Raw genomic sequence first — 15,009 nt, forward strand, 5'->3', positions numbered from 1 at the left:
CCTGCCAGGGCCTGACCCTCTACCAGGCCCTGGACCTCCTCCAACAGCTCATCGCCACCTGGACCGGCACCTGCCCCACCTGCCGACAGACCGTCCCATGGCAGCCCTACGACACCACCTAACAAAGCACTACTAGCATGCGACGCGCCGAGCCCGGTCAACTCGTCGTGATCCGGAGGTAGTCGATGAAGAACGCCGACCGCAAGGCCGTGTACGGGCAGCAGACGAACCGCAAGGAACTGACCCCGCGGCAAAGGCGCCGCATCGCCAAGAAGGCGGGGCAGGGCAAGGCCTGACGGTCGGGCGGGACAGGGCCCGGGGCGCCGCCCGGGCACGGGCCGGAGGCCGGGCGAAAACCCCGGGGGCCGCGGGCCGGATCGCTGTTACGGTCGCCGCATGCCACCCGAGTCCCCCTCCTCGCCCGTCACCGGCGACGACGTCTTCTCGCCCGTCACCGATGACGACGTTTCCTCGCCCGTCACCGGTGACGACGTTTCCTCGCCCGTCACCGATGACGACGTTTCCTCGCCCGTCACCGGTGACGACGTCGCGCATGCCGTCGCTCTCGCCGTGACCACCCTGCGCCCCGCGCTCGACGCCGACTGGGACGTCCCCGCGGGCACGCTGGCGTGGACGTGCTGGGAGACCGGCGAACACCTCGCCGACGACCTGTTCTGGTACGCGGCCCGGATCGGTTCCCTGCGGCCCTCCACGGACGAGCGCGAACCGCTCGGCTGCTCCCGGCGGCGCCCCGAAGGCCCCGCGAACACCATCACGGCCGACAAGGAGGCCGGTCCGGCCGGGCTGCTGCGGGTCCTGGAGGACTGCGGCGGGCTGCTCGCCGCGGTCGCCCGGGTGACTCCGGCGAGCGCCCGCGCGTACCACGTCTTCGGGGTCAGCGACCCGGAGGGCTTCGCGGCGATGGGCGTCGTCGAGACGCTGCTGCACACCCACGACCTGGCCCAGGGGCTCGGCGTGGAGTTCGAGCCGCCCGCCGGGCTCTGCGGCCGGGCGCTGCACCGCCTCTTCCCGGACGCGCCCGTCGGCACCCCGCCCTGGCCGGCCCTGCTGTGGCTGACGGGGCGCGGCGAACTGCCGGGCCGGGAGCGGGTCGGGAACTGGCGCTGGTACGGTGCACCCCGCTCGACATGATCTTGGCAGGGAGAACTCCGTGACATCCTCCACCGGCCGTCCGGCCACCCTGGTCACCGGCGGCAGCCGCGGTATCGGCGCCGCGACCGCCCTGCGGCTCGCCCGCGACGGCCACGACGTCGCGCTGTCCTACGCCCGCGACGAGGAGGCGGCGGAGCGCGTCGCGAAGGAGGTGCGCGCCGCCGGCGCCCGCTGCGCCGTCATCCGCGCGGACACCTCCGAAGAGGCCGACGTGGAGCGGATGTTCGACGAGGCCGTCGAGCACCTCGGGCCGCTGACCGGGCTGGTCAACAACGCGGGGGTCACCTCGCCGCTCGGCCCGCTCGCCGAGGCTCGGACCGCGGACCTGCGCCGCGTCCTCGACGTCAACGTCCTCGGCGTCCTGCTCTGCTGCCGCCGCGCCGCCCGGGACATGAGCGCGGCGGGGGCGGGGGCCATCGTGAACGTGTCCTCGGGCGCGGCCACGCTCGGCAGCCCCGGCGAATACGTCCACTACGCCGCGTCCAAGGCCGCCGTCGACACGCTCACGGTCGGCCTCGCCAAGGAACTCGGCCGGGCCGGGGTCCGGGTCAACGCGGTGGCGCCGGGCCTCATCGACACCGAGATCCACGCGGCGAGCGGCGCGCCGGACCGGGCCCGGCAGGGCGCCCCGGCCGTCCCGCTGCGCCGCCCCGGCACCGCGCAGGAGGTGGCCGCGGCGATCGCCTGGCTGCTCTCCGCTGACGCGGCGTACGCCACGGGCACGGTCCTGAGGGTGGCCGGCGGCCGCTGACCGGCGGGGCACCGGTGAGGGCCCCGGCTGCTGTCGGCAGGTGGGTGCGGTCCCGCCGGGCGGGACCGGGAAGGGGCCTGCGGGGGTCGGGTCAGGCGGCTCTGACGATCTCGGCGCGGACGGCCTCGGCCCATTCGGTCACGAGGCGCTCGTACTGCGCGCGCTGTTCGGCGGTGAGCCGTCCGCCCGTACGCAGCCACAGGCCGCGGATCTGCTCGTTCACCTCGTCGGCAGACCGCGCGGATGCAGGCGTCACTGGCGGCATGTGCCAAGGCTACGTGCAGGGGCGACCGTTTGGGAACCCTGAGCGAGCACACGGGTGCGTCAAGTGATCGAAACGGCGGTGGAGTTGGCGCTGGTCGCGGCGGGTGGCGCCGTGCCGGGACGCGCCGGTGCCGACCGGGCGAGCCGGTCGAGCCGGGCGGCGTCCGCGGTGCCGGGCTCGGCCGTGTACACCATGACGCGCACCTCGTCCCCCGCCACGGTCAGGATGTCGCAGTCCAGCGTCACCGGCCCCACCTGCGGATGGTCGACCGTCTTGCGCGCCGCCTCGTGCCGCCCGACGGCCCCGGACTCCCACAACCGCGCGAACCGGGCGCTGCCCGCCCGCAGTTCGGCGATCAGCTCGCCCAGGCGCGGGTCCGCCGGATAGCGGGCCGCGGTCGCCCGCAGGTCGCTGACGAGCGCCGCCTCCATCGCCCGCCGGGCCCGCGCGTCCTGCCGCACCCGGCCCGGCGGGCCGAGGAACGTCCACCAGGCGCCGTTGCGCCCGTGCCCGCGCCAGCTGGGCCGCTCGCCCATCAGCGCCGTGTACAGCGGGTTCGCCAGCAGCAGCGTCCACGCCGCGTCGAAGACCGCGACCGGCGTACCCGTCAGCCGCTCCAGCAGCCGGTGGACGCTCGGCGTGAGCGTGGCCGGTACCCGGCCGGGCCCCGGCGGCGCCAGACCGGCGAGCCGGAACAGGTGCGCGCGCTCGGCCGGCGACAGCCGCAGCGCGCGGGCCAGCGCCTCCACGACCTGGTCCGAGGGGTGCGTGGCCCGGCCCTGTTCGAGCCGGACGACGTAGTCCGCCGAGACCCCGGCCAGCAGCGCGAGCTCCTCGCGGCGCAGCCCCGCCGCCCGCCGCCGGCCCACCGCCGCGAGGCCCGCCGACTCCGGCGTGACCTGGTCCCGCCACCGCCGCACCGCGGCCCCGAAGGACCCGAACTCCGCGCTCACCATGGCTCCACTGTGCCCCGTACGGCCCGCCGCTGCCTGGTACCGGCAGTCCCAGGAAGGCGGATGACCTGGCTGTCACGGGCCGGCCGCCGGACCCTGGAGCCATGACCACGACACTGATCACCGGAGCCAACAAGGGCCTCGGCCACGAGACCGCCCGTCGCCTCGTCGCCGCCGGCCACACCGTCTACCTGGGCAGCCGTGACGCCGGGCGCGGCCGCCGCGCCGCCGCAGGGATTGGCGCCCGGCCCCTCGTCATCGACGTCACCGACGACGCGTCCGTCGCCGCCGCCGTACGCACCGTCGAGCAGGACGGCGGACTCGACGTCCTCGTCAACAACGCGGGCATCGAGGGCCGCACCGAAGGCAACGGCATCGTCGCCCCCGCCGACGAGACCGTCACCACCCTGCGCCCCCTGTTCGAGACGAACCTCTTCGGCACGCTCCGCGTCACCCACGCGTTCCTGCCCCTGCTGCGCCGCTCCACGGCCCCCGTCATCGTCAACGTCAGCAGCGGCCTCGGCTCGATGGCCCGGATCACCGACCCGACGGCGCCCGCGTACGGCTATCCGGGCATCGCCTACCCGGCGTCGAAGACGGCCGTGAACACGCTCACCGTGCAGTACGCGAAGGCGTTCCCGCAGTTCCGGGTCAACTCCGTCGAACCCGGCTTCACCAGGACCGACCTCAACGGCAACACCGGCGTCCAGACCGTGGCCGAGGGCGCCGAGATCATCGTCCGGATGGCGCAGATCGGACCCGACGGGCCGACCGGCGGCTACTTCGACGCCCACGGGCCCCTGGACTGGTGACCGGCGGGCGACGCCCCCGGACCGGGTGACGGTCGCCCGCAGTGGCGGGTCTCAGCCCGCGGACTCCGCCGCGTGCGGGCTCAGGGCGCCCACACCGACCAGCACGAGCAGGGCGATGCCGAGCGCGATCCGGTAGTAGACGAACGGCATGAAGCTCTTGCTGGAGATGTACTTCATGAGCCAGGAGATGACGGCGTAGCCCACGCCGAAGGCGATCAGCGTCGCGAAGATCGTCGGACCCCAGGAGACATGGCCGCCCTCCGTCGCGTCCTTGAGCTCGAAGACACCGGAGGCGAGCACCGCCGGGATGGCCAGGAGGAACGAGTACCGGGCGGCGGACTCGCGGGTGTAGCCGAGGAAGAGGCCGCCGCTGATCGTCGCGCCGGAGCGGGAGACGCCCGGGATCAGGGCCATCGCCTGGCAGACGCCGTAGATCAGACCGTCCTTGACGGAGAGGTCCTTGAGCTCCTTGCGGCTGCGGCTGGCCCGGTGCCGCCCGCCGATCTCGTCGCGGGCCGCCAGCCGGTCGGCGATGCCCAGCACGACGCCCATCAGGATGAGCGTCGTCGCCGTCAGCCGAAGGTCGCGGAACGGGCCCTCGATCTGGTCCTTGAACGTCACCCCGAGCACACCGATCGGGATCGAGCCCACGATCACCAGCCAGCCCATCTGGGCGTCGTGGTCACCGCGCATGGTCCGGTCGGTCAGCGACCGGAACCACGCCGAGATGATCCGGCCGATGTCCTTACGGAAGAAGATCACCACCGCGGTCTCCGTGCCGAGCTGGGTGATCGCCGTGAAGGCGGCCCCCGGGTCGTTCCAGCCGGCGAAGGCGGCGGTCAGGCGGAGGTGGGCGCTCGACGAGATCGGGAGGAACTCCGTCAGTCCCTGGACGAGTCCGAGAATGAATGATTCGAACCAAGACATGAGGTGGCTACGCGATCCAGGTGGCTGGGCGGGACCGGCCGCTGACGCGGGCCAGACAGGGAAGAGCGAACACCGGCCCCGAGAGGCGCGGGCGCACGCGGGGGCAGCGTAGCGCCCGAAGGTGACGGACCTGCCACGGGGTCGCCCGGACGGGGCCCGGACAGGCGCTCACGGCCCGCCCGGGCCGGCGCTCCTACGGCTCCGCGCCCGGGTCCCCGGCCTCGCCCTGCGCCGCGAGCAGCGTGTCCCCGGCAGGCGCCCGGTAGTACAGCACCGAGCGGCCCGCGCGCCGGCGCAGGACCAGCCGGGCATCGAGCAGCACCCGCAGATGGCGGCCGACCGAGCCGAGCCCCTGGCCGGTCAGGGCCACCAACTGGGAGGTGGTCAGCGGCTGTGCCAGCAGCACGAGGACCTGGGCGCGGGCCGCTCCGATCAGCGTCGCGAGCCCGGAGGGCGGCACGCTGCGGCCCGCGTCGGCGAGGGCGCCCGCGCACGGGTACACCACCGCGTACCGGTCGGCGCCGGTCTCCCACGAGAACCAGGCCTGCTTCGGCGTGACGGGGACGAAGAGCAGCCGGGCCCCGGTGATGTCCCGCGGCGGACGGTCGTGCGCGTTGATCCGCAGGCAGCCGTCGCCCAGCCACCGCATGGCGGGCAGCATCCCGTCGAGCGCCGCCGACCAGCCGCCCAGCGTCAGCTGCCGGGTCCGCGCGACGACGTCGGCCTCGATGACCCGGCGCCGCCACGTCCACTGCGGGCGTACGGTCTCCCGCCACACCCAGGCGAGCAGCGCGGCGGTGCGCTCGGCGAGGTCGTCGGCGCGGGCCAGGGCGGCGGGCAGCGGGCCCGCGGAGACGGCGAGGTCGGCGCGGACCGTCTCCGGCGGGGTGGCGCGGATCCGGGCCAGCCCCTCGTCCAGGTCGGGGTCGCGCAGCCCGGCCGGGGTGGGCGTGACGAAGTCGGCGGTCCAGGCCGCCCCGAACGCGGCGGTCACCAGCCGTGCCGTCACCGGGTCCGCGGCCAGCCGCGCCCGGTAGGCGGGCAGGTGCCGGTCGAGCCACCGCCGTTCACCCGGGTGCGCGGCCCTCGGATCGGCCAGCTTCTTGAGGCTCGCCACGGTCTCCGCCAGCGACGACACCACGAACCGGCTCTCCGCGAGGGTGTCCGCGTCGACCTGCCAGATGCCCACGCCGCCCCCCCTCCGCACCGACCCGGACGCTTCGCCGGACGTTTCGCCGGTCCGCGAAACATTAACGCCACGCCCCCGAGCCACCGCAGCCTCCGTCCATGCGTACCTACCGAGACCTGTTCACCGCGCCGGAATTCCCGCCGTTCTTCCTGGCGTGCTCCTTGCAGACCGCCGCCCGGACCGTCGGCGGCCTCGCCCTCGGCTCGCTCGTCTACGCGTCGACCGGGTCGGCGCTGCTCTCCGCGCTGGCCATGTTCGGGCCCGCGCTCGCCCAGGTCGTGGGCGCGTTCACGCTGCTGTCGGCCGCGGACCGGCTGCCGCCGCGCGCCGCCCTGGCCGGGCTCCCGCTGTTCCTGGGGCTCGTGGCCGCGGTCCAGGCCGCGCCGGGCCTGCCCACGGCGGCCGCCCTCGTCCTCGTCCTGGTGCAGGGCGTCCCCGCGGCCCTCGGCGGCGGTGTCCGCTACGGCCTGCTCACCGACATCCTCGACCGCGACGGCTACCTCCTCGGCCGCTCGGCCCTGAACATGAGCAACGGCACCTGCCAGATCCTCGGGTACGCGCTCGGCGGGCTCCTCGTCCAGACCTTCTCCGCCCGCGGCACCCTGCTCGTCTCCGCGGCCCTGTTCGGCCTGTCGGCGGCGGTCGCCCGCTACGGCCTGTCCCGGCGCCCGGCCCGGGCCGGCGGCCGGCCCTCCGTCGCGGAGACGGTCCGCGGCAACGCGCTCCTGTGGTCCTCGCGCCCGCGCCGGTACGTCTACCTCGCCCTGTGGGTGCCGAACGGGCTGATCGTCGGCTGCGAGGCCCTGTTCGTGCCCTACGACCCCCGGCACGCGGGCCTGCTGCTGGCGAGCGCCGCCCTCGGCATGCTCGCCGGGGACGTCCTCGGCGGACGCCTCCTGCCGCCCTCCTGGCGGGCCCGCCTCGGCGCCCCCCTGCGGCTGCTGCTGGCCGCGCCGTACCTGCTGTTCGCCATCGAGTTGCCGCCGGTGGCCGCCGCGACCGTGGTGGCGCTCGCCTCCGTGGGCTTCGCGGCCAGTCTGCTGCTGCAGGAGCGGCTCGTGGCGCTGACACCGGAGGAACTGAACGGGCACGCGCTGGGTCTGCACACCGCGGGGATGCTCTCCTCGCAAGGCGTGGCGGCCCTCCTCGCGGGCGCGCTGGCCGAGGCCACGTCACCGTCGACGGCCATGACCGTCCTGGCGGCGCTGTCCCTGGCCGTCACCCTCACCCTGGCACCGGGCCTCCGCCCCGCGGACCGCCCCGTGCCACGGACGACGACACCGTGACCCGCGCCCGTGCGGCCCCGCGCATCGACCCCGGCCCCGGGCCCCGCCCCGGGAGTGGATCGACCTCCACCGCCCTGTTGACCCTCGTCACCCCACCCCCTTAGCGTCACCGGGAGGGAAAGCGCTTGCTGGACGGCGTGGACCCGCCGCGCCACGTCCCGTCACCGCACCCCGATGGAGGGTTGATCGCGCCCATGCGCAGCACACCCGCCCCACTGCCTCGACACCCCCGCGCCCACTGCCTGAAGGCCGCCGCCGTGTCGGCGTTCCGGACGGAGTACGCGTGGTGAGCCGCCCGGACACCGCCTTCGCCGGGCTGCCCGGCGGCGTCGCCGTCTCGCATCTGACGGTGTACGACTGGCCCGCCGCCGACGGACTGTGCGGCGGCACCCCGCACATGCACCTGACGTGCAGCGAGGGTTACGTCGTCACGGCGGGGTCCGGCGCCGTCCAGACGCTCACCGCCTCGGGATTCGCGCGCACGCCGCTCCAGGCGGGCACCGTCGCCTGGTTCACCCCGGGCACCATCCACCGGCTGGTGAACGAGGACGCCCTGCGCATCGTCGTCCTGATGCAGAACAGCGGCCTGCCCGAAGCGGGCGACGCGGTGCTCACGCTGCCGCCCGCGTACCTGACCGACCCGGAGACCTACGCCGCCGCCACGGCCGTACCCGCCGACGCGCCCGAGGCGGAGCAGGAACGGGCGGCCCGGGCCCGGCGCGACCTCGCGGTCGAGGGGTACCTGCGGCTGCGCGAGAACCCCGGTGAGCTGGCCGCCTTCCACACGGCGGCGGCAGCGCTCGTGCGCCGGCGGCTCGACGCGTGGCGAGGCCGGTGGGAGCAGGGGGCGGCCGCCGCGTCCGCCACGACCGGGCACCAGCTCGACCGGCTCGCCCGCGGCGACGCCGGACACCTCGCCGACGCCGCCGTGCGATCCGAACAGCCGTCCGCGCGCGGCAGGTTCGGCATGTGCGGAAGGCTGGACGTCTACCGGACGGACTGACCCGCCCTCAGACCTCGGTGTACGACCGGCCCCGCGCCGCCGCGTCCGCGCCGTCCTGCTCCGGGACCGGCTTCGGCCGCAGCTTGTGCCGCTTCAGCCACGCCACCAGCGCCCCCGCCACCGCCGTGACGGTGATGAAGCCCATCGCGATCAGGAACGCCGGGGAGGTGGGCGTCGAGGCGCGGGCGCCCGCCACCACGTAGGCCGCCGTGTTCGGGATCGATCCGAGCGCGGTGGCCAGGAGGAACGCGCCCCAGCTCATGCGGGAGATCGACGCGCAGTAGTTCGCCGCCCAGAACGGGACGCCGGGAAAGAGCCGGGCCGCCAGCATCGAGCGGAAGCCGTGCCGGCTCAACTGCCCGTCCGCCGCCTTGAGCCAGCGGCCGCGCAGCAGCGGACGCAGCGCGTCCTGGCCGAGCATCCGGCCGAGGCCGAAGGCGAGCCCCGCGCCGAGCACGGTGCCGCCGATCGCCCCGAGCAGGCCGAGCTGGGAACCGAACAGGGCCCCCGCCGCGAGGTTCAGCAACGGGCGCGGCAGGAACGCCACCGTGCACACCCCGTACGCCACGGTGAACAGCACCAGCGCCGCCGCGCCGCCCACTTCGGCCTTCCAGCCGCCGGACAGCAGCCGCTGCGGCTCGAAGAGCAGCACGCACGTCCCGCCCGCGGCCAGCAGCAGCACCAGCAACGAGAGTCTCGACCACGGGGAGAGGAGGGCTCTGGTGCAGCGCGCGGCCAGGCCGGCGGGACGGGCGGCTACGGGTTCGAACATCCGGGGAGACTAACTGACACATACATAAGATCGCCGTAGGTTGTATCTCACTTTTCCCACCTTTCTCCGTGCTGTCGCCCACAGTTCCGCTCCGAGGGAGGCTCCCGTGACCGCCTGCGCACCCCCGCCCAGCGCGTTCGCCGACACCGTCCTCGCGCGCCTCCCGGCCGTGTACGGCGGCGCGGCCGATCCGCGGCGCGCCGCACAGATGCGCGCCTACATGAAGGACGTCGCTCCGTTCCTCGGTCTCGCCTCACCCGTGCGCAGGGAGCTGTCCACCGTGGTGCTGGCGGGGACGCCGCGGCCCGACGAGGCCGACCTCACGGCGCTCGCGCTGCGCTGCTGGGCGCTGCCCGAGCGCGAGTACGCGTACTTCGCCGTCGACTTGCTGCGCCGGCACGTGCGCCGCCTGTCGTCCGGGTTCCTGCCCGTCGCCCGGCACCTGGTCACGACCGTGCCCTGGTGGGACACGGTCGACGCGCTGGCCGCGCACGTCGTCGGCGGACTCGTCGCCGCCGACCCGAAGCTCGCCGCCACCATGGACGGCTGGATCGCGGACCCCGACCTGTGGGTGGCCAGGACCGCGCTCCTGCACCAGCTGCGCCGCAAGCACTCCACGGACACCGAGCGGCTGTTCGCCTACTGCCTGCGGCAGGCCGGGCACCCCGACTTCTTCGTCCGCAAAGCCATCGGCTGGGCGCTGCGCGAGTACGCGAAGACCGACGCCGACGCCGTACGGGCCTTCGTCGCCGCGCACCGGGACGTGCTCGCGTCGCTGTCGGTGCGGGAGGCGCTGAGGAACGTAGGACCGTAGGACCTCGACGGCCCGGCAACTCCCGTACCGGCGGCGCGAAAACCATTCGACGCGGCCCGGCGGCGTCGGCGATGATCTGCACATGTTCCGGCACGCCTTCCTCGCAGCTCCGCCCGCAGTCGCGGGCGCGGCTCAGGCTGCCGTTCTGCTCGCAGCAGCCGTCGACGGCGCGCGAAGCTGACCCTCTCCGGACATTCCGGCGGACCCCGCAGGGGGAGGGTCGGCACGGTTCAGGGGTCCCCGCCTCCCGCAGGAGGCCCTCACGCGTCCGAGTGACGCGGCTGTTCCGGAAGGGACCACCCAGCCATGCCCAAGACGGCATACGTGCGCACCAAACCACACCTGAACATCGGCACCATGGGCCACGTCGACCACGGCAAGACCACCCTCACCGCCGCCATCACCAAGGTCCTCGCGGGCCGCGGCGCGAGCACCTTCGTGCCGTTCGACCGGATCGACAAGGCGCCCGAGGAGGCGCAGCGCGGCATCACCATCAACATCGCCCACGTCGAGTACGAGACCGACACCCGGCACTACGCGCACGTGGACATGCCCGGTCACGCCGACTACATCAAGAACATGGTCACGGGCGCGGCCCAGCTCGACGGGGCGATCCTCGTCGTCTCCGCGCTCGACGGGATCATGCCGCAGACCGCCGAACACGTGCTGCTCGCGCGGCAGGTGGGCGTCGACCACATCGTCGTGGCGCTCAACAAGGCCGACGCCGGCGACCAGGAGCTCACCGACCTCGTCGAACTGGAGGTCCGCGAGCTGCTGAGCGCGCACGGCTACGGCGGTGACGGCGTCCCCGTCGTCCGGGTCTCCGGGCTCAGGGCCCTGGCGGGCGACCCGCGCTGGGAGGCGTCGATCGAGGCGCTGCTCGACGCGGTCGACACGTACGTGCCGACGCCGGAGCGGTACCTGGACGCGCCGTTCCTGATGCCGGTCGAGAACGTCCTGACGATCAGCGGGCGCGGCACCGTCGTCACCGGCGCCGTCGAGCGCGGCCGCGTCCGCACGGGCGACCGCGTCCGCGTGTACGGGGCCGACACCCTCAAGGAGGGCGAGACCGTGGTCACCGGCATCGAGACCTTCGGCAAGCCGATGGACGAGGCCCAGGCCGGGGACAACGTGGCGCTGCTGCTGCGCGGCGTCCCCCGGGACGCGGTGCGGCGCGGGCACGTCGTCGCGCGGCCCGGCAGCGTGCGGCCCGCCCGCCGCTTCACCGCGCAGGTGTACGTCCTGTCGGCGGCGGAGGGCGGCCGCAGCACGCCGCTGGCCACCGGCTACCGGCCGCAGTTCTATCTGCGCACCGCCGACGTCGTCGGGGACGTCGACCTCGGCGACGCGGGCGTCGCCCGGCCCGGCACGACCGTCACCATGACGGTCGGGCTCGGCCGTGACGTGCCGCTGGAGGCCGGGCTCGGCTTCGCGATCCGCGAGGGCGGCAGGACGGTCGGCGCGGGCACGGTGACCGGCGTCGCCGAGTGAGCCCGGTGTGGGCCGGGGCCCCGCGCCCCGGCCCGCACCGCTCCTGCCGGCGCCCCGCCCCCGGCACAATGGGCGGGTGAACGCACCCGCCTCCGAGCCCGCCCCCGCCTCCGAGCCGATACCCGTCAGCCGCGCCGTCGACCACGGCCTCGCCAAGCTGCTCCCCGACGTGGACCGGCGCCGGGCCTGGCTGCTCACCGTGGACGGGGCGCCGCAGTCGTACGTCGATCTCGACGACCCCACGCACCTGGAGTTCGAGTACGCCCGCAGGCTCGGCCACGTCCTGGACTGCGCGGCCGGGGAGGGGCGGCCGCTGGACGTGCTGCACCTGGGCGGCGGCGCGCTCACCCTGCCCCGGTACGTCGCCGCGACGCGGCCCGGCTCCCGGCAGCACGTCGTCGACGCGGACCGGGCCCTGCTCGCCCTGGTCGCGGAGCACCTCCCGCTGCCCGCGGGCCCGGCGATCACCGTCCACGCCGCGGACGCCCGGCAGTGGCTGGAGGCCGCGCCGGACGACTCCGCGGACGTCCTCGTGGCCGATGTGTTCGGCGGCTCGCGGGTGCCCGCGCACCTGACGACCGAGGCGTACGCGCGTGAGGCGGACCGGGTCCTGCGGCCCGGCGGCTGCTATGCGGCCAATCTCGCGGACGGGGCGCCGTTCACGTTCCTGCGGTCCCAAGTGGCCACGTTCCGAGCCGTCTTCGCGCAGGTCGCCCTGGTCGCGGAGCCCGGAGTGCTGCGCGGCCGGCGGTTCGGCAACGCCGTCCTCGTCGCCTCGCAGGGCGACCTCGACGTGCCGGAACTGGCCCGCCGCACCGCCCGCGACGCCTTCGCGGCCCGGGTCGAGCACGGCGCGGGGCTGCGGCGCTTCACCGGGGACGCGCGGGCCGTCACGGACGCGGGAGCGGTGGACTCCCCGGAACCCCCGGGCGGCTCGTTCAGCGTGGGCTGACCCCGGCCTGCCCCGCCGGCGACTCCTGCCCGGCCGGGGACTCCTGCCCGGCCGGCGACTCCTGCGTCGGCACTGCCTTCTCCAGGCAGACGTCGCCCGCCGCCACGACCGTGGCGGGCGGACGGCGGCGCAGCCGGCGCACGTCCGGCACGAAGAGGACCGCTGTGGTGGCCACGACGACGAGCGCGGCGCACCCCCACAGCGACGGGGTCCGGCCGAACGCCGACTCGGCGGGCCCGGCGAGAGCGGTGGCCAGCGGCACCATCGCCACCGAGCCGAACCAGTCGTAGGCCGAGATGCGGGAGAGCTTCTCCTCCGGTATCTCCTGGTGCAGCGCGGTGATCCAGGAGACGCCGAAGATCTCTATGGTGACGCCGCTGACGAACATCACCGCGATCAGGACACCCAGGGGTACGGGGACCGCCAGCGCGGCCGACGGCAGGGCCAGCGAGAACACCGAGAGCGTCGCCGCGAAGAGCAGCCGCTGCGGCTTCCAGCGCATCATCAGCAGCCCGCCGAGGATCGTGCCGACGCCGAACGCGCCGAGCGCGACGCCCCAGGGCCCGGCCCCGCCCAGCTCGTCGCGCGCCACCAGCGGCCCGAACACCGACTCGGCCGCGCCCACCACGGCGACGACCACCGAGAACTGGGCGACGATGGTCCACAGCCAGGGCCGGCCGACGAACTCGCGCCAGCCGTCCCGCATGTCGGCGAGCAGCCCGCTGCCCGGGACGCGCGGCGCGATGTGGCCGACGTCGAGGAACATCCGCAGCGCTCCGGCCACCGCGAACGCCGCCGCGTCGACGGCCAGCACCCAGCCCGGTCCGACCGCCGCGACCAGCGCGCCGCCGAGCGCCGCGCCGCCGACCGCCGCGCCGGACATCCCCATCCGGAAGAGGGCGAAGGCACGGCCGGCCTGCTCCCCGGAGACCGAGGCCATCAGCATGCCCTCGGCCGCCGGGTTGAAGAACGCCTGGCCCGTGCCGCCGAGCGCGCTGAGCGCCATCATCTGCCACAGCTGCGGCTCGCCCTGGAGGACCAGCAGTGCGAAGGCGCCCTGGGAGAGGAAGTTCAGCGCGTTGGCCGCGACCATCACGTGGTGGCGCGGCAGCCGGTCCGCAACGGCGCCGCCGACCAGCAGGAAGACCACCAGGAACAGGGTGCGCGCCGCGGCGACCAGTCCCACGTCGCCGCCGTCGCCGCCGGTGTCGAGCACGGCGAACGAGGACGCGATCAGCGCGCCGTGCGCCCCGAGCGTCGTGATGAACGCGGCGACGGCGAGCAGCGAGTAGTTCCGTCCGGCCCACGGCGGACGGCGGCGGCGCGGTCGCCCGGACGGCGGGTGGGGCGGGGAGGCGGCGGCTGAGGTCACTGAGGGACTATCGCCGCCGCACGCCCGTTTGCCAAACCGTGGCCCATGAACGGATCGCTCGCGCCGCTCGGCCGGGCCCCGGGATCAGGACGTGGTGGGGTCCTTGTAGAAGCGGACCGAGCTGAGGATCTTGTCGATCGTCGCGTCGTCCACCTCGTCCTTGACGCCCTTCGCGCCCCACAGATCCCAGGAGACGTAGTCCCCGGCCTCGTTCTGGAAGGCGAAGACGACGGCCTTGCCGTCGCTGGCGCACTTGCCCTTCTGCGGCGAGTTCTGCGAGTTCGCCTTGATCAGGCTGCCCGCGACGCCCTGGGCGTTGGTGAAGTCCTTGGGCTTGCCGACCTTCACCGACTTGAGGTCCGGCTCGGTGTAGCCGCCGTAGATCCACCACGGCACGCGGTTCTCGGCGGCCTGCGCGGCCGTCTTCGCGCCGTTCTCGCCCCGGGTGCCGACACCGGCGAGGGAGGTGTCCTCGTCGCGGCCGTCCTTGTCGGGGTCGTCGGAGCACCACTTGGACTTGAACTCGGCAGGAGCGGACACGGTCGTCATGCCGTGCTCCTTCTTGTTCTTGTCCTTGTCCTTGTAGTCGTACTCGAACCCGATGATCTGGTCCGCGCCGCCCGGACTGACCTCCCAGCCCGGAGGCACGTCGAAGACCGTCTTGTGCTTGGTGTTCACCACCGGCTGCCAGCCCGCGATGACCGGCTTGACGGCGCTGTCGCCGCCGCGCGGATTGTCGTCGGCGGGCGTCGACGCCGAGGCGCTGGGCTGCCGGCTCGCCGACTGCGAGGCGGCGGGCTTCTTGTCGTCGCCCTTCGCGTCGTCGTCCTTGTCCCCGCCGAGCACCAGGAATCCGGTCACCCCGGCCGCGACGACGACGGCGGCCGCCGCGACGATCGCCACGATCTTCGTCCGGTTGCCCCCGCCCCCGCTCGGCGGCTGCGGGGCGCCGATCGGTGTCGTCGGCGCGTTCCAGGCCGGCTGCTGCTGGTACGGGTTGGGCTGCTGGTACCCCGGCTGCTGATAGGGGTTCGGCTGCTGGTAACCCGGCTGCTGGTACGGGTTGGGTGCCGGCGGATTGTTCGGGTAGTTCGGGTTGGTCCCGTCCTGCGGGTTCTGCTCGCCCCCGGGCGGCTGCTGTCCTGGCCACATGGCCGTAAACGATAGAGGGTCACGGGCTGCCCGGCGTTCCCGCCCGGTACCGGACGTGCAACGGTTCCGCTCCGAGGACGGGGATGGCCAGGGTGGC

15 protein-coding genes are annotated in these 15,009 nt (G+C 74.5%); 8 read left to right on the plus strand and 7 right to left on the minus strand.

Annotated elements, in window-relative coordinates; translation table 11 throughout:
- Nucleotides 1-396: 396 nt before the first annotated feature.
- Together ACIBW6_RS31005 and ACIBW6_RS31010 are read left to right on the plus strand one after the other, a co-directional pair.
- Nucleotides 397-1,152 (plus strand): hypothetical protein, encoded by a 756-nt coding sequence (locus ACIBW6_RS31005; RefSeq protein ID WP_399065464.1) that lies wholly within the window; start codon nt 397-399, stop codon nt 1,150-1,152.
- A 19-nt stretch (nt 1,153-1,171) separates the two neighbouring features.
- Nucleotides 1,172-1,924: an SDR family oxidoreductase gene (locus ACIBW6_RS31010; RefSeq protein WP_399065466.1), complete on the plus strand. Its 753-nt coding sequence runs from the start codon at nt 1,172-1,174 to the stop codon at nt 1,922-1,924.
- A 91-nt stretch (nt 1,925-2,015) separates the two neighbouring features.
- Here the strand turns inward: ACIBW6_RS31010 and ACIBW6_RS31015 are convergent, their stop codons facing one another.
- Nucleotides 2,016-2,189 carry a hypothetical protein gene (locus tag ACIBW6_RS31015; protein ID WP_399065468.1) on the minus strand — a complete coding sequence of 58 codons (174 nt, stop codon included), beginning with the start codon at nt 2,187-2,189 and terminating at the stop codon, nt 2,016-2,018.
- Between the two features lie 59 nt (nt 2,190-2,248).
- Nucleotides 2,249-3,145, minus strand: coding sequence for a helix-turn-helix transcriptional regulator (locus ACIBW6_RS31020; protein ID WP_399065469.1), 897 nt, complete (start codon nt 3,143-3,145; stop codon nt 2,249-2,251).
- A 101-nt stretch (nt 3,146-3,246) separates the two neighbouring features.
- Between ACIBW6_RS31020 and ACIBW6_RS31025 the strand changes: the two genes are divergently transcribed.
- Nucleotides 3,247-3,954: an SDR family NAD(P)-dependent oxidoreductase gene (locus tag ACIBW6_RS31025; RefSeq protein WP_399065472.1), complete on the plus strand. Its 708-nt coding sequence runs from the start codon at nt 3,247-3,249 to the stop codon at nt 3,952-3,954.
- A gap of 51 nt (nt 3,955-4,005) precedes the next feature.
- On the opposite strand, the gene ACIBW6_RS31030 is transcribed toward ACIBW6_RS31025, so the two are convergent.
- Together ACIBW6_RS31030 and ACIBW6_RS31035 are read right to left on the minus strand one after the other, a co-directional pair.
- Nucleotides 4,006-4,881 (minus strand): undecaprenyl-diphosphate phosphatase, encoded by an 876-nt coding sequence (locus ACIBW6_RS31030; RefSeq protein WP_399065475.1) that lies wholly within the window; start codon nt 4,879-4,881, stop codon nt 4,006-4,008.
- 193 nt (nt 4,882-5,074) lie between these two features.
- On the minus strand, nt 5,075-6,070 hold the full coding sequence (locus ACIBW6_RS31035; protein WP_399065477.1) for an ArsR/SmtB family transcription factor: 996 nt from the start codon (nt 6,068-6,070) through the stop codon (nt 5,075-5,077).
- A gap of 98 nt (nt 6,071-6,168) precedes the next feature.
- On the opposite strand from ACIBW6_RS31035, the gene ACIBW6_RS31040 reads away from it, so the two are divergent.
- Both ACIBW6_RS31040 and ACIBW6_RS31045 read left to right on the plus strand, forming a co-directional pair.
- Nucleotides 6,169-7,356: an MFS transporter gene (locus ACIBW6_RS31040; RefSeq protein WP_399065479.1), complete on the plus strand. Its 1,188-nt coding sequence runs from the start codon at nt 6,169-6,171 to the stop codon at nt 7,354-7,356.
- Nucleotides 7,357-7,642: 286 nt separating this feature from the next.
- Entirely contained in the window at nt 7,643-8,359 is a 717-nt protein-coding gene (locus tag ACIBW6_RS31045) for a cupin domain-containing protein (RefSeq protein ID WP_399065481.1), read from the plus strand.
- Nucleotides 8,360-8,366: 7 nt separating this feature from the next.
- On the opposite strand, the gene ACIBW6_RS31050 is transcribed toward ACIBW6_RS31045, so the two are convergent.
- Nucleotides 8,367-9,131: a TVP38/TMEM64 family protein gene (locus tag ACIBW6_RS31050; protein WP_399065483.1), complete on the minus strand. Its 765-nt coding sequence runs from the start codon at nt 9,129-9,131 to the stop codon at nt 8,367-8,369.
- 106 nt (nt 9,132-9,237) lie between these two features.
- Here ACIBW6_RS31050 and ACIBW6_RS31055 point away from each other — a divergent pair, with 106 nt between their 5' ends.
- The 3 genes from ACIBW6_RS31055 (at nt 9,238) to ACIBW6_RS31065 (ending at nt 12,388) form a co-directional block, all read left to right on the plus strand.
- Nucleotides 9,238-9,945: a DNA alkylation repair protein gene (locus tag ACIBW6_RS31055; RefSeq protein ID WP_399065485.1), complete on the plus strand. Its 708-nt coding sequence runs from the start codon at nt 9,238-9,240 to the stop codon at nt 9,943-9,945.
- A gap of 306 nt (nt 9,946-10,251) precedes the next feature.
- Nucleotides 10,252-11,436 (plus strand): elongation factor Tu, encoded by a 1,185-nt coding sequence (gene tuf, locus ACIBW6_RS31060; RefSeq protein ID WP_399065487.1) that lies wholly within the window; start codon nt 10,252-10,254, stop codon nt 11,434-11,436.
- 76 nt (nt 11,437-11,512) lie between these two features.
- Nucleotides 11,513-12,388, plus strand: a complete 876-nt coding sequence (locus ACIBW6_RS31065; protein WP_399065489.1) for a spermidine synthase — start codon at nt 11,513-11,515, stop codon at nt 12,386-12,388.
- On the opposite strand, the gene ACIBW6_RS31070 is transcribed toward ACIBW6_RS31065, so the two are convergent.
- Both ACIBW6_RS31070 and ACIBW6_RS31075 read right to left on the minus strand, forming a co-directional pair.
- Nucleotides 12,375-13,760 carry an MFS transporter gene (locus ACIBW6_RS31070; protein ID WP_399065491.1) on the minus strand — a complete coding sequence of 462 codons (1,386 nt, stop codon included), beginning with the start codon at nt 13,758-13,760 and terminating at the stop codon, nt 12,375-12,377. The two genes, ACIBW6_RS31065 and ACIBW6_RS31070, sit on opposite strands and share 14 nt — an antisense overlap.
- 84 nt (nt 13,761-13,844) lie before the next feature.
- Nucleotides 13,845-14,912: a hypothetical protein gene (locus tag ACIBW6_RS31075; protein WP_399065493.1), complete on the minus strand. Its 1,068-nt coding sequence runs from the start codon at nt 14,910-14,912 to the stop codon at nt 13,845-13,847.
- Nucleotides 14,913-15,009 lie beyond the last annotated feature (97 nt).

Origin of the sequence: Streptomyces sp. NPDC049813 (genome assembly GCF_044465085.1) — a bacterium.
Classification (GTDB): domain Bacteria; phylum Actinomycetota; class Actinomycetes; order Streptomycetales; family Streptomycetaceae; genus Streptomyces.

Excerpts from the sequence above, each read along its gene's own strand:
- ACIBW6_RS31040 (WP_399065479.1), top strand. The coding sequence starts at position 6,169 with ATGCGTACCTACCGAGACCTGTTCACCGCGCCGGAATTCCCGCCGTTC.
- ACIBW6_RS31075 (WP_399065493.1), bottom strand. The coding sequence starts at position 14,912 with ATGTGGCCAGGACAGCAGCCGCCCGGGGGCGAGCAGAACCCGCAGGAC.
- ACIBW6_RS31015 (WP_399065468.1), bottom strand. The coding sequence starts at position 2,189 with ATGCCGCCAGTGACGCCTGCATCCGCGCGGTCTGCCGACGAGGTGAAC.
- ACIBW6_RS31025 (WP_399065472.1), top strand. The coding sequence starts at position 3,247 with ATGACCACGACACTGATCACCGGAGCCAACAAGGGCCTCGGCCACGAG.
- tuf (WP_399065487.1), top strand. The coding sequence starts at position 10,252 with ATGCCCAAGACGGCATACGTGCGCACCAAACCACACCTGAACATCGGC.
- ACIBW6_RS31020 (WP_399065469.1), bottom strand. The coding sequence starts at position 3,145 with ATGGTGAGCGCGGAGTTCGGGTCCTTCGGGGCCGCGGTGCGGCGGTGG.
- ACIBW6_RS31030 (WP_399065475.1), bottom strand. The coding sequence starts at position 4,881 with ATGTCTTGGTTCGAATCATTCATTCTCGGACTCGTCCAGGGACTGACG.
- ACIBW6_RS31005 (WP_399065464.1), top strand. The coding sequence starts at position 397 with ATGCCACCCGAGTCCCCCTCCTCGCCCGTCACCGGCGACGACGTCTTC.
- ACIBW6_RS31050 (WP_399065483.1), bottom strand. The coding sequence starts at position 9,131 with ATGTTCGAACCCGTAGCCGCCCGTCCCGCCGGCCTGGCCGCGCGCTGC.